Origin of the sequence: Pseudomonas resinovorans NBRC 106553 (assembly GCF_000412695.1) — a bacterium.
Taxonomy (GTDB): Bacteria; Pseudomonadota; Gammaproteobacteria; order Pseudomonadales; family Pseudomonadaceae; genus Metapseudomonas; species Metapseudomonas resinovorans_A.
Map to the genome: position 1 here is coordinate 1385635 of NC_021499.1, position 21472 is coordinate 1407106.

Annotated in this window: 18 protein-coding genes; 10 read left to right on the forward strand and 8 right to left on the reverse strand. The window is 66.1% G+C overall.

Annotation, left to right across the window (positions count from 1 at the left end):
* Positions 1 to 176: 176 nt before the first annotated feature.
* A complete protein-coding gene (locus PCA10_RS06440; RefSeq protein ID WP_041770155.1) occupies positions 177 to 1727 on the reverse strand; it encodes a glycoside hydrolase family 17 protein in 1551 nt (516 codons plus the stop codon).
* A gap of 101 nt (positions 1728 to 1828) precedes the next feature.
* Complete coding sequence (locus PCA10_RS06445; protein WP_016491229.1) at positions 1829 to 2053, reverse strand: DUF2061 domain-containing protein; 225 nt, start codon at positions 2051 to 2053, stop codon at positions 1829 to 1831.
* Positions 2054 to 2277: 224 nt separating this feature from the next.
* Here PCA10_RS06445 and PCA10_RS06450 point away from each other — a divergent pair, with 224 nt between their 5' ends.
* On the forward strand, positions 2278 to 2589 hold the full coding sequence (locus PCA10_RS06450; protein ID WP_016491230.1) for a DUF485 domain-containing protein: 312 nt from the start codon (positions 2278 to 2280) through the stop codon (positions 2587 to 2589).
* Positions 2586 to 4244 (forward strand): cation acetate symporter, encoded by a 1659-nt coding sequence (locus PCA10_RS06455; protein ID WP_016491231.1) that lies wholly within the window; start codon positions 2586 to 2588, stop codon positions 4242 to 4244. The genes PCA10_RS06450 and PCA10_RS06455 overlap by 4 nt, the downstream gene beginning before the upstream one ends.
* A gap of 274 nt (positions 4245 to 4518) precedes the next feature.
* On the opposite strand, the gene PCA10_RS29345 is transcribed toward PCA10_RS06455, so the two are convergent.
* Positions 4519 to 4674 carry a DUF3309 family protein gene (locus PCA10_RS29345; RefSeq protein ID WP_016491232.1) on the reverse strand — a complete coding sequence of 52 codons (156 nt, stop codon included), beginning with the start codon at positions 4672 to 4674 and terminating at the stop codon, positions 4519 to 4521.
* Between the two features lie 123 nt (positions 4675 to 4797).
* Between PCA10_RS29345 and PCA10_RS06465 the strand changes: the two genes are divergently transcribed.
* The 7 genes from PCA10_RS06465 (at position 4798) to cls (ending at position 12725) form a co-directional block, all read left to right on the forward strand.
* The gene (locus PCA10_RS06465; protein ID WP_016491233.1) at positions 4798 to 5166 is read left to right on the forward strand and encodes a DUF2784 domain-containing protein; all 369 of its coding nucleotides are present in this window, start codon (positions 4798 to 4800) and stop codon (positions 5164 to 5166) included.
* A 104-nt stretch (positions 5167 to 5270) separates the two neighbouring features.
* The gene (locus PCA10_RS06470) at positions 5271 to 6083 is read left to right on the forward strand and encodes an SDR family oxidoreductase (RefSeq protein ID WP_016491234.1); all 813 of its coding nucleotides are present in this window, start codon (positions 5271 to 5273) and stop codon (positions 6081 to 6083) included.
* Positions 6084 to 6193: 110 nt separating this feature from the next.
* Complete coding sequence (locus PCA10_RS06475) at positions 6194 to 7348, forward strand: MFS transporter (RefSeq protein WP_016491235.1); 1155 nt, start codon at positions 6194 to 6196, stop codon at positions 7346 to 7348.
* Positions 7349 to 7423: 75 nt separating this feature from the next.
* Positions 7424 to 7852 carry a hypothetical protein gene (locus tag PCA10_RS06480; RefSeq protein ID WP_016491236.1) on the forward strand — a complete coding sequence of 143 codons (429 nt, stop codon included), beginning with the start codon at positions 7424 to 7426 and terminating at the stop codon, positions 7850 to 7852.
* Positions 7853 to 7875: 23 nt separating this feature from the next.
* On the forward strand, positions 7876 to 8208 hold the full coding sequence (locus PCA10_RS06485) for a YnfA family protein (RefSeq protein WP_016491237.1): 333 nt from the start codon (positions 7876 to 7878) through the stop codon (positions 8206 to 8208).
* A 111-nt stretch (positions 8209 to 8319) separates the two neighbouring features.
* Positions 8320 to 11199, forward strand: a complete 2880-nt coding sequence (locus PCA10_RS06490) for an HD domain-containing phosphohydrolase (RefSeq protein WP_016491238.1) — start codon at positions 8320 to 8322, stop codon at positions 11197 to 11199.
* A gap of 131 nt (positions 11200 to 11330) precedes the next feature.
* Positions 11331 to 12725 carry a cardiolipin synthase gene (cls, locus tag PCA10_RS06495; RefSeq protein ID WP_016491239.1) on the forward strand — a complete coding sequence of 465 codons (1395 nt, stop codon included), beginning with the start codon at positions 11331 to 11333 and terminating at the stop codon, positions 12723 to 12725.
* Positions 12726 to 13280: 555 nt separating this feature from the next.
* Here the strand turns inward: cls and PCA10_RS06500 are convergent.
* Both PCA10_RS06500 and PCA10_RS06505 read right to left on the reverse strand, forming a co-directional pair.
* Positions 13281 to 14354: an alpha/beta fold hydrolase gene (locus PCA10_RS06500; RefSeq protein ID WP_041770156.1), complete on the reverse strand. Its 1074-nt coding sequence runs from the start codon at positions 14352 to 14354 to the stop codon at positions 13281 to 13283.
* Positions 14355 to 14541: 187 nt separating this feature from the next.
* A complete protein-coding gene (locus PCA10_RS06505) occupies positions 14542 to 14862 on the reverse strand; it encodes a hypothetical protein (RefSeq protein WP_016491242.1) in 321 nt (106 codons plus the stop codon).
* 791 nt (positions 14863 to 15653) lie between these two features.
* Here PCA10_RS06505 and PCA10_RS06510 point away from each other — a divergent pair.
* The gene (locus PCA10_RS06510; RefSeq protein ID WP_016491243.1) at positions 15654 to 17087 is read left to right on the forward strand and encodes a multiheme c-type cytochrome; all 1434 of its coding nucleotides are present in this window, start codon (positions 15654 to 15656) and stop codon (positions 17085 to 17087) included.
* 12 nt (positions 17088 to 17099) lie between these two features.
* Here PCA10_RS06510 and PCA10_RS06515 read toward each other — a convergent pair whose 3' ends face one another.
* The 3 genes from PCA10_RS06515 to PCA10_RS06525 form a co-directional block, all read right to left on the reverse strand.
* Complete coding sequence (locus PCA10_RS06515; protein ID WP_016491244.1) at positions 17100 to 17330, reverse strand: YheU family protein; 231 nt, start codon at positions 17328 to 17330, stop codon at positions 17100 to 17102.
* Between the two features lie 48 nt (positions 17331 to 17378).
* Entirely contained in the window at positions 17379 to 20156 is a 2778-nt protein-coding gene (locus tag PCA10_RS06520; protein ID WP_016491245.1) for a hybrid sensor histidine kinase/response regulator, read from the reverse strand.
* A 62-nt stretch (positions 20157 to 20218) separates the two neighbouring features.
* Positions 20219 to 21412: an osmoprotectant NAGGN system M42 family peptidase gene (locus PCA10_RS06525; RefSeq protein WP_016491246.1), complete on the reverse strand. Its 1194-nt coding sequence runs from the start codon at positions 21410 to 21412 to the stop codon at positions 20219 to 20221.
* Positions 21413 to 21472: the final 60 nt, after the last annotated feature.

Genomic DNA, 21472 nt, shown 5'->3' on the forward strand with positions numbered 1-21472 from the left:
CCGCAGCCATGAAAAAGGACGCCCGAGGGCGTCCTTTTTTGTTTACGGGTTTCACGCCATTCGGCATGGGCCGGTGGTTCACGAAGCTCTTTTGTTGGGTTTCGCTGCGCTCTACCCATCCTACGGGATGCATAGAGCCCGTAGGATGGGTAGAGCGCAGCGAAACCCATCAATCTTTAGCCGCGAACCCGCAGGCTGCGCCACAGCGCCGCCAGCAGCAGGGTGCTGACCACAGCCCAGCCGATGGCCTGGATGTTACCCAGGGTTTCCTCATAGAGCTGGGGCACGATGCCGGCGCCGATCAGCACCGCCAGCAAGGCGATCTCGCGACGGGGCGCGGCCACCGGACGGAACAGGTACACCAGCGCCGGCAGCAGCAGGGCGGCGCTGGGGAAGCTGCGGTAGCGGGCATCGAACACCAGGGCCAGCATCAGCACCGCGCCGGCGAAGGCGGAGGCGGACAGCCACCAGCCACCGCGGGCCTCGAGCCAGGCGAACAGGCGGCCACGGGCACCTTCCCGGGTGGACAGCGCCAGGGCGCCATGGGCCAGGACCACCAGGTTGAGGCCCACCAGGAAGGCCGCCCAGGCCCACTCGCCGACGAAGCGGCTGGTGACGCGTGCCATCTCGCCCCAGAGGCCGATGCAGGCGGCGCCCACGGCAGCCAGCAGCGGCAGCACCAGGGCGGCGCGGGTGGAGGCCGGACGGCCGGCGAGCACCAGGGTAACCAGGAAGATCAGGCCGGAAACCCCCAGCCACATGGGCCAGTAGGGCAGGTTGCTGACCGGGCCGGCGAGCACGCCTTTTTCCTGGCGGTCGGCGTCGAACAGACCCCAGTAGCCGCCCACCGCACCTTCGCTGGCGCGCTTCCAGGGCTGGTCGAAGGCTTCGATCAGGTTGTAGCCCCAGCCGTTCTGCTCGGCCAGGGCGACGAAGCCACGGATGAACTTGGCTTCGTTGACCCGGCTCGGCACGGCGGTTTCACGCTGGCGGCCTTCGCTGGGCCAACCGGTTTCGCCGATGAAGATGTCCTTGGGGGCGAACTTGTTGCCGAACACCTGGCGGATTTCGGCGACATGGCGCAGGGCCTCGTCGATACCGGCGGGATCGTCTTCCCAGTAGGGCAGCAGGTGGATGGTGAGGAAGTCCACCGCCGGTGCGACTTCCGGGTGGCGCAGCCAGAACTCCCAGACGTCCGCGTAGGTCACCGGTTGTTGCACCTGGGCCTGGACCTGCTCGATCAGCTTGGCCAACTGGGCGCCGGTGACTTCCTTGCGCAGCAGGGTCTCGTTACCGACGATCACCGACTGCACCACATCCGGGTTGGCGTTGGCGGCCTTGATCAGCGCATCGATCTCTTTCTGGGTGTCCACCGGGTTGCCATTCACCCAGGCGCCCAGCATCAGCTTCAGGCCGTGCTTGCGGGCCAGCTCCGGAATGGCTTCCAGGCCGGTCATGGAGTAGGTGCGCACGCAGTGGAAGCGGGTCGCCAGCAGGGCGAGGTCGGCGTCCATGCGCTCGGGGCGCAGCACGAAGGGCTGGTCGAAGGGCGACTGGTCCTTGTCGAAGGGGCTGTAGGACGCGCACTGCAGCTTGTGGCTGGGCGTCGCGGCGTCCGGCAGGATCACCGGCTTGCCAAGGCCGTACCAGAGGCCGGCGAGGGCCACGACGGCTACCAGGAACGAAAACAGATAGGGGAGTGCCGGGAAACGGGCGTTCTGACTCATGGCTAAGGCTGCTGCTTGCGTGGGGGCAAAGCCGCGCATCTTAGCGGATTCGCGCTCTCCGCTCCTACGCCCGGAGCCGGAAAATCCGTACAGCTGATTACTTAAGCGTGGTGGTGCAACCAGGCATGCTTGGGAATCTCCTGTTTCGGTTTGTCGTCCTTCTCGAAGCGCTTCCAGATCTTCTCGTGGAAGTAGAAACCCACCGAGTTGCACAGCGGCTCGACCGCCGCCACCAGGCCACCCACCGCGATGCTGCCGGTCAGGGCGTAGGTCACGCTGAACGCGATGCAGAAGTGCATGAGGGTGAAGGTCACGGTCTTGAGCATGGCGCACCTCGGTAATGAGAATGATTATTCGGATAGGCCAAGGCTAGGCGCGCGGTGCGATGCAGGGAAATGTTCATCCAGCATGGGGTTGATAGTTTTGCTGTATGAAAAGGCTACGACCTTGGTCGAGAATTGCCTGAAGTAAGACTAAGGTCGTCTGTTGTGCTTGTACGACCGTTCTATTGTTGGCTCACCAGCAACCCGCGCTGTGGAGGACAACAATAATGAACGACAGCACCTACAAGCGGATTCAAGAGAATCCGCGCTTTCAGGAACTGGTGTCCAAGCGAGAACGCTTCGCCTGGATACTCTCTGCCATCATGCTCGGCCTTTACCTGGCCTTCATCCTGCTGATCGCATTCGAGCCGCAACTGCTCGGCGCCCGCGTCAGTCCTGACTCTCCCGTGACCTGGGGTATTCCGATCGGTGTCGGTCTGATCCTGTCGGCCTTCGTGCTGACCGGCATCTACGTTCGCCGTGCCAATGGCGAGTTCGACCGCATGAACCAGGAAATCCTCAAGGAGGTCCAGCAATGATCGCGCGAATCCTTGCGGTACTCGGCCTGATGGCAGTGGCGCCCGTGCTCTGGGCCGCCGGTGCAATCGAGGGTGACGTCCAGCGCCAGCCGCTGAACACCTCGGCCATCGTCATGTTCGTCGCCTTCGTCGGCGCCACCCTCTACATCACCTACTGGGCCTCCAAGCGCAGCAAGTCGGCTGCCGACTTCTATACCGCCGGCGGCAGCATCACCGGTTTCCAGAACGGCCTGGCGATCGCCGGTGACTACATGTCCGCGGCGTCCTTCCTGGGTATTTCCGCCCTGGTGTTCACCTCCGGTTACGACGGCCTGATCTACTCCATCGGCTTCCTGGTTGGCTGGCCGGTGATCCTCTTCCTGATCGCTGAACGCCTGCGCAACCTCGGCAAGTACACCTTCGCCGACGTGGCCTCCTATCGCCTGAAGCAGAAGGAAATCCGCACCCTGTCCGCCAGCGGTTCGCTGGTGGTGGTGGCCTTCTACCTGATCGCCCAGATGGTCGGCGCCGGCAAGCTCATCGAGCTGCTGTTCGGCCTCAACTACCACGTCGCCGTGGTGCTGGTCGGTATCCTGATGGTGCTCTACGTGCTGTTCGGCGGCATGCTCGCCACCACCTGGGTGCAGATCATCAAGGCCGTGCTGCTGCTCTCCGGCGCTTCCTTCATGGCGCTGATGGTGCTCAAGCACGTCAACTTCGACATCGCCACCCTGTTCAACGAAGCCATCAAGGTCCACCCCAAAGGCGAGGCCATCATGAGCCCCGGCGGTCTGGTCAAGGACCCGATCTCGGCTATCTCGCTCGGCCTGGCACTGATGTTCGGTACCGCCGGCCTGCCGCACATCCTGATGCGCTTCTTCACCGTCAGCGACGCCAAGGAAGCCCGTAAATCGGTGTTCTACGCCACCGGCTTCATCGGTTACTTCTACATCCTGACCTTCATCATCGGCTTCGGCGCCATCCTGCTGGTCAGCACCAACCCGGCCTTCAAGGACGCCACCGGCGCCCTGCTGGGCGGCAACAACATGGCGGCGGTGCACCTGGCCAACGCCGTAGGCGGCAGCCTGTTCCTCGGCTTCATCTCCGCCGTGGCCTTCGCCACCATCCTCGCGGTGGTCGCCGGCCTGACCCTGGCCGGTGCCTCGGCCGTGTCCCACGACCTCTACGCGTCGGTGTTCAAGAAGGGCAAGGCGAGCGAGAAGGACGAGCTGCGCGTCTCGAAGATCACCACCGTGATCCTGGGCTTCGTGGCCATCGGCCTCGGCATCCTGTTCGAGAAGCAGAACATCGCCTTCATGGTCGGCCTGGCGTTCTCCATCGCCGCGAGCTGCAACTTCCCGGTACTGATCCTCTCCATGTACTGGAAGAAGCTGACCACCCGTGGCGCCATGATCGGCGGCTGGCTGGGCCTGGTCACCGCGGTGGGCCTGATGATCCTCGGCCCGACCATCTGGGTGCAGATCCTTGGCCATGCCACCCCGGTCTACCCCTACGAGTATCCGGCGCTGTTCTCCATCCTGGTTGCCTTCGTCGGTATCTGGTTCTTCTCGATCACCGACAAATCGGCCGCCGCGGACGAGGAGCGTGCGCGCTTCTACCCGCAGTTCGTGCGTTCCCAGACCGGCCTGGGCGCCAGTGGTGCCGTAGCTCACTGATCCAGGTTCGACGGCAAGACAAAAGGGCAGCCTTCGGGCTGCCCTTTTCATTTATGGCCGGCACGAGTTCGTAGATGAGTTACGCGATACCCATGCGGACATGGTTGATGGGTATCGCAAGCTCAACCCATCCTACGTTGCTTTTTCGCATTCCCCGGCGATTTCCTTCTTCAGCGTGAGGAGCCGGGAGAGGGCTATCCGTAGGATGGGTTGAGCGGAGCGATACCCATGCGGACAGGGCTGATGGGTATCGCTGCGCTAGAACCGGTGTGGGCTAGATCATCCCCAGCAACAACAGGACCACCACGATGACCAGCAATACCCCGACCATTCCGGATGGCCCGTAGCCCCAGTTGCGCGAATGGGGGAAGACCGGCAGGCCGCCGACCAGCAGCAGGACCAGGATGACTAGCAGCAGAAGGGTGATCATAGGCAGTGACTCCTCGTCAGCTCGATTGCCAGTGCGCGGCCGGTGTCGATCAGCCGTGCATGTAGCTACCGACTTGCCATCATGGAGGATGGTTCAAGGAAAACCACCGTACGGGGACCCGCCATGGCCTACAGAATCGCCGCCGACGCCGTGCTGACGCTGCACCTGGCGTTCATCCTGTTCGTGGTGCTGGGTGGCTGGCTGGTGCTGCGCTGGCCCCGTCTGGCGCTGCTGCATCTGCCGGCGGCGGCCTGGGGCGCCAGCGTGGAATTCTTCCACCTGTATTGCCCGCTCACCCCCCTGGAAAACCGGCTGCGCCTGGCGGCGGGGGAGCAGGGCTACAGCGGCGGATTCATCGAACACTACCTGGTGCCGGTGATCTACCCGGCGGGGCTGACACCGGCCATCCAGCTCTGGCTCGGGGCTGCGGTGCTGCTGCTCAACCTGCTGCCCTACGGGCTGCTGATAAGGCGCCTGAGGCAGCGCCGCTAGCGGGGTTTGCCCCTGTCATTCAGCGCCGTGATTCAAGGGTGGACGGACTATGGCCTTCGCTACACTGCGGCTCAACAACCGCACAAGCAGAAAGGCACCTCACCATGCAAAACCGCATCATGATCACCGGCGCCGGTTCCGGACTCGGCCGCGAAATCGCCCTGCGCTGGGCACGCGAAGGCTGGAAGCTGGCCCTGTCCGACGTCAACGAAGCCGGCCTGGCCGAAACCCTCAAGCTGGTTCGCGAAGCCGGCGGCGATGGCTTCACCCAGCGCTGCGACGTCCGCGACTACAGCCAGCTCACCGCCCTCGCCCAGGCCTGTGAAGAGAAGCTGGGTGGCATCGACATCATCGTCAACAACGCCGGCGTCGCCTCCGGCGGCTTCTTCGAGGAGTTGTCCCTGGAAGACTGGGACTGGCAGATCGCAATCAACCTGATGGGCGTGGTCAAGGGCTGCAAGGCCTTCCTGCCGCTGCTGCAGAAGAGCCATGGCAAGATCGTCAACGTGGCCTCCATGGCCGCGCTGATGCAGGGCCCGGCCATGAGCAACTACAACGTCGCCAAGGCCGGCGTGGTGGCCCTGTCCGAAAGCCTGCTGATCGAGCTGAAGGAAGAGGGCGTTGGCGTGCACGTGGTCTGCCCGTCGTTCTTCCAGACCAACCTGCTGGACTCCTTCCGAGGCCCGACCCCGGCCATGAAGCAACAGGTAGGCAAGCTGCTGGAAAGCTCGCCGATCAGCGCCGCCGATATCGCCGACTACATCTTCCAGGAAGTGGCCGCCGGCACCTTCATGATCCTGCCCCATGAGCAGGGCCGCATGGCCTGGGCGGTCAAGCAGAAGAACCCGCAGATGCTCTATGACGAGATGGCCGGTATGTCGGCCAAGATGCGCGCGAAGAATCGCAGCCACGCGTAAGCCTTGGCTGTCCTGTCGGTCAGCTTTTTCATCGTTCGAGGTTGCCCGGCGTCGGGGCGGGGGAGTAGGGTTGCTCCCCCGGCCTGGCTGCCAACCCGGATGGATTCACCGTGAAACCCCTTTCCCGCGCGCTGCTGTTGCTGGCGCTGGTGCTCGCCGCCATCAACCTGCGGCCCGGCATCACCTCTCTTTCTCCCCTGATCGAACGCATCGCTGAAGAACTGGCCCTGAGTCGCGGCCTGATCAGCCTGACGACAGCTTTGCCGGTGCTCTGCATGGGGCTGCTCGCGCCCCTGGCGCCGCGCCTGGCGGTGCGCTTCGGGCTGGAGCGGGTGATTTCCGCCTGCCTGGGCCTGATCGGCCTTGCCATGCTGGCGCGCCTCGGCAGCCATGCCAGTAGCGTGCTCATCGGCAGCTCCGTGGTCATGGGCGCCGGCATCGCGGTGGCGGGGCCGCTGCTCTCCGGCTTCATCAAGCGCCACTTCCATGACCAGGTCGGGCGCGTGGTCGCCTGGTATTCCCTGAGCATGACCCTGGGCGGAGCCGCTGGTGCGGTAGTGACGCCGGCGGTGACCCAGTTGCTGGCGGACCGCTGGCACTTCGGCCTGGCCTTCTGGGCCTTGCCGGCGATCCTCGCGCTGCTGCTCTGGCTGCGCATCCCCAACCGCGCCGACCCCGAGGGCGAAGCGGAACCGGGCGGCCTGCCCTGGGGCGAGCCGCGCGCCTGGTTGATCACCGCCTTCTTCGCGATCCAGGCTGGCCTGTTCTACGCCCTGACCACCTGGCTGGTGGCCCGCTACCACGAGGCGGGTCTCAGTCTGCTGCACAGCAACAGCCTGTTCGGCCTGTTCATGCTGGTGGGCTTGCCCAGCGCCTTCGGGCTGCCCTGGCTGGCCCAGCGCTTCGACAATCGCTACCAGTTGCTGTTGGCCTGCGGCCTGCTCAGCACGCTGTGCCTGGGGATGATCAGCTGGCAGCCGATGCTGCTGCCGGAGCTCTGGGCCGGCCTGCTGGGCCTGGGCCTGAGTGGCTCCTTCGCGCTGTCCCTGGTGCTGCCGCTGTACGAAGCGCACACCCCGCTGGCGGTGAGCCGCTGGACCGCCATGATGCTGTTCGCCGGCTACAGCCTGGCCTGCCTGACCCCGATCCTGATGGGGCTGGGCCGCGACCTGGCGGGCAGCTACCAGCAGCCCTTCATGGTCATCACCGGCCTCGCCCTGGTGATGTGCCTGCTGGCCTGGATGCTGGGCCGACCTCGCCGTTGAGGACTTCGACGCATTTCCTTTCTCCGGTGGCGGTCCTGTGTTAGAAGGCTGCCACTGTTTTCCTGGAGTGCCCGCGTGGAGTCCGAATCCATCGTCTATGGCTGCATCCGCGACTGGCCGTCGCTCGACGATCAGGCCCATCGCCTGCGCCGCGAGACCAATCGCCGCGTGCTGGACAGCCTGCCCGGCGGCGAGGGCTGGGCCTTTCTCGGCCGCGAGATGTTTTCCTGCTGCGAGCAACCCGGTGCCGGCCTGTTCCGTACCCAGGTGATCCACTTCGGCGCGAGCTACCCGGCGGTGGAGTACGAGTGGAGCCTCTGGGTCAAGGAGTTCGAAGCCCTGCTCAAGCAGCTGTACTGGAGCAGTGCGGTGGTTCACCTGGAAACCGAACTCAACGGCATCCATACCTTCCGCTGGGAGAGCGAGCAGGGCCTGCACAGCCCCCAGGAAGACAACCTGCGCGTGCGCTGTGCCTGGGAACGCGAAGGCGGCGTGCACGGCTGATCCACCTTCAAGGGACCGAACCCATGCTCAATTACCTCTGGTTCTTCCTCGCCGCGCTCTTCGAGATCGCCGGCTGCTACGCCTTCTGGCTCTGGTTGCGGATGGGCAAGAGCGCCTGGTGGGTCGCCCCCGGCCTGCTCAGCCTGACCCTCTTCGCCCTGCTGCTGACCCGCGTTGAAGCCGCCTACGCCGGCCGCGCCTATGCCGCCTACGGGGGCATCTACATAGTCGCCTCGCTGCTCTGGCTGGGCCTGGTGGAACGTACCCGTCCCCTGGCGAGCGACTGGCTGGGCGCGGCGCTTTGCGTCGTCGGCGCCAGCATCATCCTGCTCGGACCGCGCTTCTCCCAGTCCTGACCCTCGTCCGGCCCGCGCCGGACAAGCCCGGCCTGCCATCGCACGGATTCGCGATGTGCCGGACCCCGTGCCAGTATCAATCGGTGCCACCTCGACCAGGGAAGGATTTGCATGAGCCGCGCCAGGCCACTCCGTTTCTACCTCGTGTTGTTCATGGTGCTGATGACCAGCGGCGTGGGGGGAGTGATCGCATTCGTGCTCTACGAGCGCAGCGCCGGGTTGATCGCCCAGCGTGCGGCTACCCAGGCCCGCGATTCCGCCAAGGAGACCGCGGCCGAGCTGGAGCGCCTGCTGGGGCCCATCCGCACCAACGTGAAGTTGCTGACCCTGGCCCCCGGCCTCGACGCCGACGATTCCCAGCGCGACCTCGCCGCGCTGCCGGAGATGGTCGAAGCCCTCGACAGCTCGCCGGTCATGGTGTCGGTCTTCGTGGGCAACGAACGGGGTGACTACTTCCAGCTGCGTCCCCTCAGCGACCAGCGCGACATGGCCTTCTTCGATGCGCCCGTCGGGGCGCGTTACCTGCTCCAGAGCGTGGTGCGCAATGCCGATGGCGCCCGCTCCCGGTATGTCTTCCTGGATCGCCTGCTGAGCCCGATCGGGCAGCGCCTTTCGGACCACCTGACCGACTTCGATCCGCGCGAGAGACCCTGGTACACCCTGGCCAAGCAGCGGGGCGAGCTGGTGCGCACGCCGCCCTACCGCTTCTTCGAGACTCGGGTAATCGGCTCGACCGTGGCCATGATGACCCCTGGTGGTCAGGTGGTGGGTGCAGACCTGTGCCACACTCTGCTCGATGACTGGCTGCGGCAGACGCGTCACACCTTCGGTTCACGCATGCTGATCTTCGACGGCCAGAGCCGGGTCCTTGCTGGCGACACCCTCGACCATGGGCCCGAGGCGGATGATCGGCAGGTCACCCTGGGACAGATGTCCGACTCGGTGATCGCCGGCTTCGCGGCGTTACCCCTGCCCGACAGCGCGTTCGGCGCGGACAGCCTGGTGACCCAGCTCCAGTCAGTGGACGGGGATGACTGGCAGTTCTACCTGCAGCGCCTGCCGGTGCCGGAGGCGGCGACCCTCTTCCTGGGCATCGCCGTCCCCCGCGATGAACTGCTGCACGAAGCCGAGATCCTGCGCGACCAGGCCCTGCTGGTGACCCTGGTGGCGCTGCTGGTCACCGGCGCCCTGGCGTACTGGCTGGCCGGTGTGGTCAGCCGCCCGATCGATCGTCTCGCGCGCCAGTCGACACGGGTCCGTTACTTCGAGTTCGACGTGGAACTGAACGAGGAGAACAGTCCCATACGCGAGGTACGCGAGCTGTCCATCACCCTGCAGCGCAATCGCGATGCCATGGGTGGATTCATCAATGCGTTGAAGCGCCTGAACGACGAGCCGGACATCCGTCGCCTGCTGCCCACCCTGCTGCAGGTGACGGTGGAGTCGAGCCAGGGCCAGGGCGCCTTGCTGTTCATCCCGGAAGAAGGCGGCGGCCTGGAGGCGGTGGCCGGGCTCTGGCGGGGGCAGCCCATCGAGCAGGGCCTGGGCGCCTGTACCGGCCTGTTCGCCGCCGAGCAGGCACTGGCGAGCCGGCAAACCCAGGCCTCGGCGGCGGAGGCCGAGGCTGCAGCGCGCTTCGGTCTCTCCCCCTGCGCCAGCGTCAGCGTGCCGTTGTTCAGTCGTCACGGCGAGGCCCAGGGGGTGCTGGTGCTGTTCCATGCCACGCCGCCGCTGGCCAGCCACCTGCGTTTCATCGAGGCGCTGTCCGGGTTCGCCGCGGTGGCCCTGGAGACCCGTGGCCTGCTGGACCAGCGCAAGGCCATGTTCGACTCGCTGATCCGCCTGATCGCGACCGCCGTGGACGCCAAGAGTCCCTACACCGGCGGCCACTGCGCGCGGGTGCCGGAACTGGCGCGGCTGTTGGCCGAGGCCGCCTGCGCCGAGCGCGAAGGCCCCTTCGCCGGCTTCCATATGAGCGCCGAAGACCACGAGGCCATGCACATCGCGGCCTGGTTGCACGATTGCGGCAAGATCACCACCCCCGAGTACGTGGTGGACAAGTCCACCCGGCTGGAAACCCTCTACGACCGCATCCACGAAGTCCGCATGCGCTTCGAGGTGCTCAAGCGCGATGCCCGGATCGACTGGCTCGAGGCGCTGCGCGCCGGCGCCGACCCCGAGGCGGCGACGGCCACCCGGGATGCCGCGCTGCAGCGCCTGGACGATGACTTCGCCTTCGTCGCCGCCTGCAACCAGGCCGGCAGCATGGACGACGAGCGCCGGGAGCGTCTGCGGCAGGTCGCCGGGCGCACCTGGTTGCGTACCCTGGATGATCGCCTGGGCATCTCCGGCGAGGCCCGTCAGCGCAAGGAAGCCTTGCCAGCGCCCGAGTTGCCGGTGCCGGAACCCCTGCTGGCCGACCGCCCGGAGCACCGGGTGCCGCGCCGCGCCGAGGAACGGTTCGGCGCTGACAACCCCTGGGGCGTAAACCTGCGGCAGCCAGAACTGCTCTACGACCTGGGGGAGCTGAAGAACCTCTCCATCGGCCGTGGCAACCTGACCGAGGAGGAGCGCTACAAGATCAACGAGCATGTGGTCCAGACCATTCGCATGCTCGAAGCCTTGCCGTTCCCCGGGACCCTGGCGCAGGTGCCGGAGATCGCCGGCGGCCACCACGAACGCATGGACGGACGCGGCTACCCCCGGGGCCTGGACGCCAGCCAGCTGAGCCTGCAGGCGCGGATGCTGGCCATCGCCGATGTGCTGGAGGCGCTGACCGCGCGGGACCGGCCCTACAAGCCGAGCAAGACCCTGGAACAGGCCCTGGCGATCATGAAGGGCATGTGCGAGCAGGGACACCTGGACCCCGACCTGTTCAGCCTGCTGTTGCGTTCCGGCGCCTGCCTGCACTATGCCGAGCGCTACCTGGCCGAGGTGCCCGAGGCCGACGCGCTGTTGCGCTTCGTTCCGGAAAACTGCAAGCCGGCCTGAACCCCGGAGAAATTTCCCCAACCTTTCCCGCTGCCATGCTGTCGAACTGGCATGACAGCCTGGAGAGCGCATCTGCGCGCCGCCGCTGGACTTTCCAGGCACCACACCTCCCCCCCGCTGGAGGATGCTCAATGAAACTGCCGTCATCAGGGAGCGTGGCGCTGGTCCTGGTGGCGCTCTGTTGCACGCTCCTCCTGGCCTGCACCTCGTTGCCCCGCATCAACCCCGACATGGCCCATTCACCGGCTACCCCGGTGCAGGTGGACGGCGCCGGCGGGCCGCTTTCGGATGCCCAGAGCAAAGCCATCCTCGACCGCCTCAAGGCTTCCGGCATGGCGACCGACATCTTCGGCCTGCACCTGGCCGTGGAGGAAGCCCTGGTGGGCAGCCCGCTCACCACCGGCAACCATGTGGAGTTGCTGCAGGACGGCCCGGCGACCTATGCGGCGATGTTCGCGGCCATCGATGGCGCGCGCGACCACATCAACATGGAGACCTACATCCTCGAAGGCGACGAAACCGGGCAACGCTTCGCCGATGCGCTGATCGCCAAGCAGCGTAGCGGCGTGCAGGTCAACCTGATCTACGACAGCGTCGGCACCCTGGGCACGCCGCCGGAGTTCTTCGCCAGGCTGAAGGAGGCCGGCATCCGCCTGGTGGAGTTCAACCCGGTGAACCCCATGACCGCCAAGGCCGGCTGGGAACTGAACCAGCGGGACCATCGCAAGCTGCTGATCGTCGACGGGCGCGTGGCCATCCTCGGCGGAGTGAACATCAGCGGGGTCTATTCCGGCGGTTCCTTCGGCTCGAGCCGTGGGCGGGGGGAAGGCGAAGACCTGCCCTGGCGCGACACCGACCTGCGCCTGGAGGGGCCGGTGGTGGCTGACCTGCAGAAACTCTTCATCAGCACCTGGGACCGGCAGAAGGGCGGCGAACTGGTCAAGCGTCACTACTTCCCGCCGCTGGAGCCCAAGGGCAAGGAAGTGGTACGGGCCATCGGCAGCTCGCCGGAGGAACCCTACAGCCAGATCTACGCCACCCTCATCTCCGCGCTGCACAGCGCGCAGAGCGAGATCTGGCTGACCAGTGCCTACTTCGTGCCTGACCCGCAGTTGCTGGACGCCCTCAAGCAAGCCGTGGCCCGTGGCGTCGACGTGCGCCTGGTGGTGCCCAGCAGCACCGATTCCTGGCTGGTGTTCCACGCCGGAAGAGCCTATTACAGCGAACTGCTGGAGGCGGGCGTACGCATCTACGAGCGCCGTGACGCGCTGCTCCATGTGAAGGCCGGGGTGATAGACGGGGTCTGGTCCACGGTGGGTTCCACCAATCTCGACTGGCGCAGCTTCCTGCACAACCAGGAGGTCAACGTGGTGGTGCTGGGGGCGGACTTCGGCGAGCGGATGCGCCAGGCGTTCCTCTACGACGTGAAAGGCTCGGAGGAACTCACGGCGGAGAAGTGGCGCAAGCGACCGGTGAGTGCGCGGATGAGTGAGCGGATCGGGCGGGTTTGGGAGTATTGGTTGTAGGGGCGCCCTCTTGTCCCGCTCATTGCCGAGCGGGCTGTCGGGTTCTATTTCGCCCTCCCGGGCGACTCCCTTTTACAGTCGACGGAGTGCCGCCCACCTCAAAGGAAGCAAAACGCTTGCCCCTGCATCCGGCCCGGCTGCGCCGGGTTCCCTCCTTTCATCGCTGTTCCAGGGGCACGGCGCGAGGGGCCATCCATGGCCCCGCGCGCCTCTCGCGGCATCCATGCCGCTCAACCCCTTGACTCGCTACGCTCGCCCTTCGGGCCAGCCTGCGGCTGTTACTTCACTTCGCTTCGTTTCACAGCGATTCCGCTCGGCCTGCTGAAGGGGCGGTTTGCGCGGCGTCACCTTCTCTACTTCGCTTCGGGTCGGTGTGGGCATCACTTCCGTAGGATGGGTTGAGCTTGCGATACCCATCGGCCTTGTCAGCATGGGTATCGTTCCACTCAACCCATCCTACGACGCTACCGGCCGGTGTGGGTATCAGTTCGTAGGATGGGTAGAGCTTGCGAAACCCATCGAATTCCGGGCACGCCGGCCCATCCTGCGACGCTCTCACGTCCGCGGAGCGGGCTCCTGCCACGCACAGATATCCAGGCTGGCCCCACGTTGCAGCAGCTTCTCGGCCTGGCGGGTCTCCACCAGCTCCGAGCGCCCACGGTTGCAGAGCAGCACGCGTTGGCCCTGGTACTTCAGGTCGGCGAGTATCTGGCCCCAGTGGCGGTACTGCACGTCGTGCCCTTCGCCCGGATAGAGGCGGGTGGCCGCCACGTTGGGGAAGCGGCCTTTCCAGAAGTCGGCGTGGGCGGTGGTGACGGTGGCGTCCGCCAGGCCGTAGTAGAGGAAGACCGGCGCGTAGACGGCGGAGAGGTCGGCCACCGGCTGCTCGCAGTACAGGCGCAGCTCATGGGTCAGGGGCGCCATGTCGAAGCCCTTGGAGCCCTTGGCGTAGTAGAAGCGCGCGCCTTCATCGGCGGCTTCGTCGAGGAAGCCGTGGATCCGGTTCACCGCGGTGTTGGGGCCGAGGTCCCACCAGACCGAGGGCACGTCGTAATGGCCGGCCAGGTAGGCCTGGGCCACCTGCTCGTCGCTGGCGGCGCAGCGGGCCGGTGGCGCCACCACGCCTTCGATCTGCGAGAAGGCCGCCGCCATGTGGACCGAGCGCACCTGCGGCGCCAGCCTGGAGGCGATCTGCGCCACGTAGGGGCCGCCGCCGGAAATCGCCACGAGGGAGAAACGCTCGACATCCAGATGGTCGAGCAGGGCCGCCACTTCATCGGCATAGGACTGGTAATTGCCCGCCGGGTCGTACTCGGTCTGGCCGAATCCGTTGCGTTCCAGGGTGATGAAGCGCAGGCCCAGTTGTTCACGCAGGCTGCGCAGGAAGTCGGTCAGGGCCAGCACCCGGCCGCTGGTGCCGTTGCCGCCAACCAGCACTACCGGCAGACCATTTCGCGGACCTTCATCCAGGTAGTGCAGCGTCTTGCCGTTGCCATCCACCCAGCTCTGCATCGCCGGCCCCATGGCGTCGAAGCTGTCCTGCACCTTGATCGGGCCGGCCGCGTACGCCGCCCCCATACCCATCGTCCAGCTGAACGCCAACACCAGTCCTGCGCGGGAAATTCTCATCTGTACCTTCCTTCTTGTCGTTGGTGGTCGGCCCGTACAGCGTCCCGGCAACCCCGGTGGTTGGAGGGGCGGGCTGGCCAAGTCTAGGGAAGGGGCCAGGGAGAAAAGTTGATGCAAAGCGACGCTTTTTTGAAGCGGGCCGACCTTCCGTCGACCCCGAAGTGAGAGGGAGTAGCCCCTTGGCGGATCAGCCGTTGGTTTCGGCGGGTGTCCCACCTTCCTCTTCCCGCACACGGCGGAAGGCGGCCTCGTGCAGGGCCTGGGCGTCGGCCAGCAGGAGTCCGAGGGCGGAGGCTAGGCGGGCGGTTTCCTGGGGCAGTACGTCGCCATGGGCGCCGTTTTCCAGGATCTGCAGCAGGTCGCCCAGGGCGGCCATGCGCTGGCTGGCGGCTTCGAAGAGGTGGCTTGAGGGTGCCTCGGCGTTGATGAAGAGCACATCATCGTAGGGCTGCGACGGCAGGGGGAGGGGCCTGAACCCCGGCGGGGCGGTTAGGTCGTGGCGGCGCATATCCTTGCTTCCTCGCGTACTTGAGGCCGCCCCGGCTCGGGGGTGATGGGCGGCGGACCGTGCAGGGGTCGCAAACCGGTTACGCGAGGAAAACCCGGCAAGGCCTTGGCCTTCCCTGCACGGCCCGCCATTGAGCGATTGCATGCGTGGCATGCCGTGACCTGCGTGAAGTTCGGGTTGCGACACCCGGTGGCGATTCCAATCGCAACGGTCGGGGACTTTAGCGAGGGCTTTTGTAGGCGCTCAAGGCCAACGATTTGTACGAACTTTCTCCCAAGACCGGGGGATTTCTTGCGTCAGCCGGCTGCGGTGGATGCCGCGACCTAGAGCAGTTGTGCTGCCTATTCGCGAAGATACCGACGAAATGCCGGTGGTTTTTCCGCGCGTTGTCATCATTTCGTAGCAGAGCTTCTACACTCTGTACTCAGAGTCTATTGGTGCTCTGTGCTTTGTTTGGGTCGCCCCGTGGCGGCCTTTTTTGTGCCTGTCATTTCTGCGGCCCAGCGGTTGCTGGTACGGAATAATCGCCGCTTCATCGCCTCGTCTGTCTCATCCTGTTACATCGATTCCCTTCCGGATCAATCGGATAGCGCGCCAATCAGGTCGAGATGGCGCCTTGCCAGACCTTTGACGCTGCCTCGCCGCCCATCTACTACTGACTTACACCCCCACATGCGGGGGTTCCAGTTCAACTTCGGCTAAAGGCGCTGAAAGAGACGGCTATTGCCGTTAATCTGCGGGTTTCGTGCGCCTTTCAAGTGGGCTCTGCGAGAAGCGGGCGAGGCGGCGAAATGGGCGATCCGGCACAGGCTCCAACCTCCCTGCGGCTGCTCGCCGCGCTACTGCTGGTGCTGGCCGCCGGCCTCGCCGTCGCCGGGGATGCCGCGCAGTCCGACGACAAGTGGCTGGAGCCGGCGCGCTCCCGGTTGCTGGAGGACAAGCAGGGGCTGCCGTTCTTTCCCCATCGGGCCAATACGCCGAACAATGCCGTGCTGAATGTCGGGGACTTCGATGACGCGCAGGTCTGTGGCGCCTGCCATACCGAGATCTACCGGCAGTGGCGCACCTCGATGATGTCCCACGCCTGGGAAGAGCCCATCTACCGGGCGCTGTTGCGCCATGCCAGCGAGGCCACCGAAGGGCGTGTGGATAACTTCTGTACCGGCTGCCACACCCCCATCGGCCTCACCACCGGCCAGATCAACTCGACGGTCAATCGTGCCTCGGTGGCGTTCACCGCTCAGAACAACCCCATGCCCGGGGTGGATTGCGAAACCTGCCACAACATCAGCGCCCGCACCGGGCTGGACAACGGCGCCTATGTGCTGAGCCCGCGTGCCCATGGCAAACCGACCAAGTTCGGCCCGCGCAGCGACGGCGTCTCGCCCTACCACGACACCGTCTACTCCGGCCTGCACACCCGCTCGGACTTCTGCGCCACCTGCCACAACGTCACCCACCCCTTCAGTTCGGTGGCGGTGGAGCGCACCTACGACGAGTGGCTCGAGAGCCCCTACAGCTTCAACGGCCAGAGCTGCCAGAGTTGCCATATGCCGGGCTTCGCCGGCAAGGCGGCGACCATGGGGCCGGACCGGGCCGACGTGGCGTCCCACTGGTTCACCGGCGCCAACGCGGCGGTGCTGGAGTACCTGGGCCAGAAGGAAGCGGCCCAGCGTGCGCGGGACTACCTGGCCAAGGCCGCCGAGATCAGCTTCGAGTCAGTGCCGACGGACCTGGCGCCGGGGCGGGAGGCGTCGGTGCGGGTGAAGGTCGCCAACGTCGGCGCCGGGCACAAGCTGCCCACCGGTTTCCCGGAGGGGCGCGAGGTCTGGATCGACTTCCATGTGGTGGACGCCGCCGGGCGCGAGTTCTACCGGCTGGGGGCGATCAGGGACGGCGCCACCGAGCCCGATACCCGCAACTTCAAGGTTCACCTGGGGGACAAGGACGGCAAGGAGCTGGACATCGAGGTGTGGAATGCCACGCAGATCCTCTCGGACAACCGGATCCTGCCCAAGGGCTATGACGTCCGCGAGTTCTCCTTCCAGGTGCCGGCCGATGCGGTCGGGCCGATCACCCTCAGTGCGGAGCTGAACTACTGGCCCTTCCCGCAGCGCCTGGTGGACTACCTGCTGGGCCCGGACAAGCTGAAGGTGGAGGTGACGCGAATGGCCCAGGTGTCCACCAGCCTGCCCCTGACGACGACGGTGCAAGCCGGGCTGTGACCCGCTGATGGGTCACTCCTCCAGCCACTCCTTGGGCACGTCGAGCTTGAGCATCAGCTGGCACTGCTGGCTGTCGGCGTCGTAGACGATGACCGCTTCGCCCTTCTTCAGCGCCCGGCGCACCCGTTCGACGCGGGTGTCCAGTGGGGTGTCATCGCCATTGTCGGTGCCTTCGCGGGTGACGAAGTCCTCGATCAGGCGGGTCAGGGTATCGGCTTCGATCAGGTTAAAGGGAATCAGCATGGGGCCTCCGGGCAGCGGCGCGCATGCTAGCGCCGTCGCCATGCGCCGTCACCCGTCCACGTTCTGGCGCAGGATGAAACGTTCCAGGGTGGCGAACAGCAGGGCGCTGTCCAGGGGCTTGCCGAGGAAGTCGTCCATGCCGGCGTCCGCCCCGGCCTGGCGATGCTCCTCGAGTATGTGCGCGGTCAGCGCGACTATCGGTACCGCCGGCCAATTGCGGGTGCGTTCGAGCCGGCGAATCTGCCGGGTGGCCTCGAAGCCGTCCATTTCCGGCATCTCGCAGTCCATCAGGATCAGCTGGATGCCTTCCGGGTCGCGCTGGTACTCGTCCACCGCCGCCAGGCCGTTGGATACCGTGCGCACCAGGTAGCCGCGCTTCTTCAGGAAGCCCTGGACCACCATCTGGTTCACCGGGTTGTCCTCGGCCACCAGGATGCAGGGCGTGCTGCTGACCCGGCGGCGCTCTTCCTGCTGCTGGGTGCGCTCTTCCAGGCGGCGTTCGCGGTAGAGCTCCTGCAGGGTGCCGCGCAACTGCGCCAGGGTCAGCGGCTGCGCGATGGCGCGCAGGCGCAGGCCGGCCATGGACGGCAATGGCTGGCAGTGCTCCGGCGGGCAGATCAGCAGCACCCGTTGGCCGGGCTCCAGCTGCGGCCGCAAACGGTCCAGCCAGCGCTCCGGCGCGCCGGGCCAGGGTGCCTGCAGTACCAGCAAGGGCGGCACGGCGAAGTCTTCCAGGTGCGCCTGCAGGCGCTCCGGGTCCTGGCAGCGTTCGCAGCGCATGCCCCAGCGGCCGAGCAGGCGACCCAGCGCGTCGAGCCCCTGGGCGTCCTGGCAGGCCAGCAGCGCGGTGCGGCCGTCCAGCAACTGGTTGAGGTCGTCGGTGCTGAACTCGCCCGGCTGCAAGGGGATGTCGAAGCTGAAGCGGGTGCCCTGGCCCAGGGTGCTCTGCACCTCGATGCGGCCCCCCATCATTTCCACCAGCTCCTTGCTGATGGCCAGGCCCAGGCCGCTGCCGCCGTAGCGCCGGGTGGTGCTGGAGTCGCCCTGGGCGAAGGAGTCGAACAGCTGGCTCAGGGCCTCGGCACGGATGCCGATGCCGCTGTCGCTGACGTTGAACACCAGGCGCGGCTTGCCGCCGGCGTTGTGGCGCAGGCGCAGGTCGACGGACACATGGCCCTCGGCGGTGAACTTCAGGGCGTTGCCCAGCAGGTTCATCAGCACCTGCTTGAGCCGGGTGGGGTCGCCCTGGATGCGCCTGGGCACGCCGGCATCGAGGCTGAGGTGCAGCGCCAGGCGCTTCTCGATGGCCTGGGCGGTGAACAGGCCCAGGGTTTCCGACACCAGGTCTTCCAGGTCCAGCTCGATGTTTTCCAGTTCCAGCTTGCCCGACTCGATGCGGGCGAAGTCGAGGATGTCGTTGATCACCGTCATCAGCGCCGACCCGGAACCGGAAATGGTGTCGACGTAGAAACGCTGGTTGCGGTCCAGCGGGGTTTCCTTGAGCAGCTGCAGCATGCCCAGCACGCCGTTGAGCGGGGTGCGGATCTCGTGGCTCATCTTGGCCAGGAAGCGGCTCTTGGCCTGGTTCTCGAAGTCCGCCTGCTCGGCCGCCTGGCGCGAGCGGAAGCCTTCTTCCTTGAGGGTGTTGATGCGGTCGGCCAGGCCGATCGAGAGGGTGATCAGCTCGATGGTGACGCCGATCTTCACCACGGTGGCGCCGAACAGCCCCAGGGCTTCGCTGCCCAGGGAGCCGGCGGTGATCTGGATGAAGGCGAGCAGCAGCACGCCCCAGGCCAGGGTGTAGTAGGAGCCGTAGCGCAGCCCCTGGCGCCAGACGTAGAGGCCGGTGAACAGCAGGAAGGCGGAGACGCCGAGCATTGTCAGGCTGGCGAGGATGTTCCAGTTCGGCAGGCCGATCAGCGGGGCGCTCAGCAGCGCCACCAGGGTCCCCAGCATCAGGCCCCGCAGCACCCGGTCCAGGCGCGGGAAGTGCAGGCTGGTGTGCAGGAAATGCCGGCTGAATTGCACCGCCGCCAGGCAATGCAGGTACATGAAGATGTAGATGGCGACCGACTGCAGGGTCACATGCTCGGGGAGCAGCTTGAACAGCATGCCGTCGAAACAGGCGGCTAGCAGGCCGATGTTCAGGCTGTAGGCCAGGTACCAGAGGTACGCCGGTTCACGCAGGGACAGGTAGAGGAACAGGTTGTAGAAGAACATGGCCACCAGCACGCCATAGAAGGCCCCGTTGAACCCCATGAGGTTCTCCTGGGCGGCGGCGCTGGCGTCGTGTGTGCTGAACACCAGTGGCACGAAGATCGTGCTGGTGCTCTGTACACGCAGAATCAGGGTGCTCTGGCCCGGCTCCACCCGCAGGGGGAACCAGAAGTTGCGTACCTGCACCGGGCGCTCGGCGAAGGCGAAATGGTCGCCGGTTTCCTGGCTCTGCACTCGGCCGTCGGCGGTCAGGTAGTAGAGGCGGATGTTGTCCAGCAGCGGGTAATTGGCTTCCAGGTAGCCTTCCAGGGCGCGCGGGCGGCGGTTGTCCAGGTGCACCCGGAACCACCACACCGAGTCGTTCTTGCCCAGGTTGGCGTGTTCCCCCGGGATGGGCTGGAACGCCGGATCGGGCAGCTTGCGCACTTGTTCCAGGCTGAGTTCGCCCTTGGGGTCTTCCAGGTAGCCGACCCAGTGGCCGAGGGGCAGGCGCAACTGGTCCTGGTCGAGTGGTGCCGCCTCCATGGCGGATACGCTTCGACTGAGCCAGAGCAGGAGCAAGGCCAGACCGAGTGCGAGTGTTTTCACACAGCCTGAAAGGTGAAGCATGGGTGACCACCCGTGTTGTTATACGTCCCTGGGTGGCACTTTGCTCCTAGCACGGACGCCCTTCAAGGATTGCTTTCACCCTTTCCTACAAGACTTTCCACTGTCGGGACGCGTGTCTCGCTCTCCATCTGAGCGTCATGTTCCAACTGGTGACTGAACGGCTCCAGGGATTGCTGGTTGGCCACCGCGTCGGAGGCGAACACCGGCGGGCTCATCAGGTAGGCGGTGAGCAGGTGGGTCAGGGCTTCCAGGCTGTCGATATGGGTGCGCTCGTAGCCGTGGGTGGCGTCGCAGCCGAAGGCCAGCAGGGCCGCGCGGATATCGTGGCCGGCGGCGACCGCTGACTGGGCGTCGCTGTGGTAGTAGCGGAACAGGTCGCGGCGCAAGGGAATGGCGTTGACCTCGGCCAGTCGCAGCAGGTGCCGGGACAGGTGGAAATCATAGGGGCCGCCGGAATCCTGCAGGGCCACGGTCACCGCGTGCTCGCTGGAGTGCTGGCCGGGGGCGACCGGGGCGATGTCGATGCCGACGAATTCGCTGACGTCCCAGGGCAGGGCGGCCGCGGCGCCGGAGCCGATTTCCTCGGTGATGGTGAACAGCGGGTGGCAGTCGATGGGCGGCACCAGCCGGGCCTCGGCGATGCCCTTGAGGGCGGTGAGCAGGGCGGCCACGCCGGCCTTGTCGTCCAGGTGGCGGGCGCTGATGTGGCCGCTCTCGGTGAACTCCGGCAATGGGTCGAAGGCGACGAAGTCACCCACTCCCACGCCGAGGGTCTCGCAGTCGGCGCGGGTCGTGCTGTAGGCGTCCAGGCGCAGCTCCACGTGGTCCCAGCTCACCGGCAGGCTGTCCACCTGGGTATTGAAGGCGTGCCCCGAGGCCAGCAGGGGCAGGACGCTGCCGCGCAGCACCCGGCTGTCGCAGAACAGGCTCACCCGGCTGCCCTCGGCGAAGCGGCTGGACCAGCAACCCACCGGGGCCAGCCCCAGGCGGCCGTTGTCCTTGATCTCGCGGACGATGGCGCCAATGGTGTCCAGGTGGGCCGACACCGCGCGGTCCGGGCTGCTCTGGCGGCCCTTGACGGTGGCGCGGATGGTGCCGCGTCGGGTCAGCTCGTAGGGGATGCCGATCTCGTCCAGCCGTTCGGCGACGTAGCGCACGATGGTGTCGGTGAAACCGGTGGGGCTGGGAATGGCGAGCATTTCCAGCAGCACCCGCTGCAGGTAGGCGAGGTCGGGTTCGGGAAGTCTCTTGCTCATGGCGTCTCCTTGGCCGGGACTGGCCTTGGGGTTCCGATCCGTAGGGTGGATCACGCTTCA

Excerpts from the sequence above, each read along its gene's own strand:
- cls (WP_016491239.1), top strand. The coding sequence starts at position 11,331 with ATGAAACTGCCGTCATCAGGGAGCGTGGCGCTGGTCCTGGTGGCGCTC.
- PCA10_RS06445 (WP_016491229.1), bottom strand. The coding sequence starts at position 2,053 with ATGCTCAAGACCGTGACCTTCACCCTCATGCACTTCTGCATCGCGTTC.
- PCA10_RS06490 (WP_016491238.1), top strand. The coding sequence starts at position 8,320 with ATGAGCCGCGCCAGGCCACTCCGTTTCTACCTCGTGTTGTTCATGGTG.
- PCA10_RS06450 (WP_016491230.1), top strand. The coding sequence starts at position 2,278 with ATGAACGACAGCACCTACAAGCGGATTCAAGAGAATCCGCGCTTTCAG.
- PCA10_RS29345 (WP_016491232.1), bottom strand. The coding sequence starts at position 4,674 with ATGATCACCCTTCTGCTGCTAGTCATCCTGGTCCTGCTGCTGGTCGGC.
- PCA10_RS06525 (WP_016491246.1), bottom strand. The coding sequence starts at position 21,412 with ATGAGCAAGAGACTTCCCGAACCCGACCTCGCCTACCTGCAGCGGGTG.
- PCA10_RS06505 (WP_016491242.1), bottom strand. The coding sequence starts at position 14,862 with ATGCGCCGCCACGACCTAACCGCCCCGCCGGGGTTCAGGCCCCTCCCC.
- PCA10_RS06485 (WP_016491237.1), top strand. The coding sequence starts at position 7,876 with ATGCTCAATTACCTCTGGTTCTTCCTCGCCGCGCTCTTCGAGATCGCC.
- PCA10_RS06520 (WP_016491245.1), bottom strand. The coding sequence starts at position 20,156 with ATGCTTCACCTTTCAGGCTGTGTGAAAACACTCGCACTCGGTCTGGCC.
- PCA10_RS06465 (WP_016491233.1), top strand. The coding sequence starts at position 4,798 with ATGGCCTACAGAATCGCCGCCGACGCCGTGCTGACGCTGCACCTGGCG.
- PCA10_RS06440 (WP_041770155.1), bottom strand. The coding sequence starts at position 1,727 with ATGAGTCAGAACGCCCGTTTCCCGGCACTCCCCTATCTGTTTTCGTTC.
- PCA10_RS06510 (WP_016491243.1), top strand. The coding sequence starts at position 15,654 with ATGGGCGATCCGGCACAGGCTCCAACCTCCCTGCGGCTGCTCGCCGCG.
- PCA10_RS06455 (WP_016491231.1), top strand. The coding sequence starts at position 2,586 with ATGATCGCGCGAATCCTTGCGGTACTCGGCCTGATGGCAGTGGCGCCC.
- PCA10_RS06470 (WP_016491234.1), top strand. The coding sequence starts at position 5,271 with ATGCAAAACCGCATCATGATCACCGGCGCCGGTTCCGGACTCGGCCGC.
- PCA10_RS06515 (WP_016491244.1), bottom strand. The coding sequence starts at position 17,330 with ATGCTGATTCCCTTTAACCTGATCGAAGCCGATACCCTGACCCGCCTG.
- PCA10_RS06500 (WP_041770156.1), bottom strand. The coding sequence starts at position 14,354 with ATGAGAATTTCCCGCGCAGGACTGGTGTTGGCGTTCAGCTGGACGATG.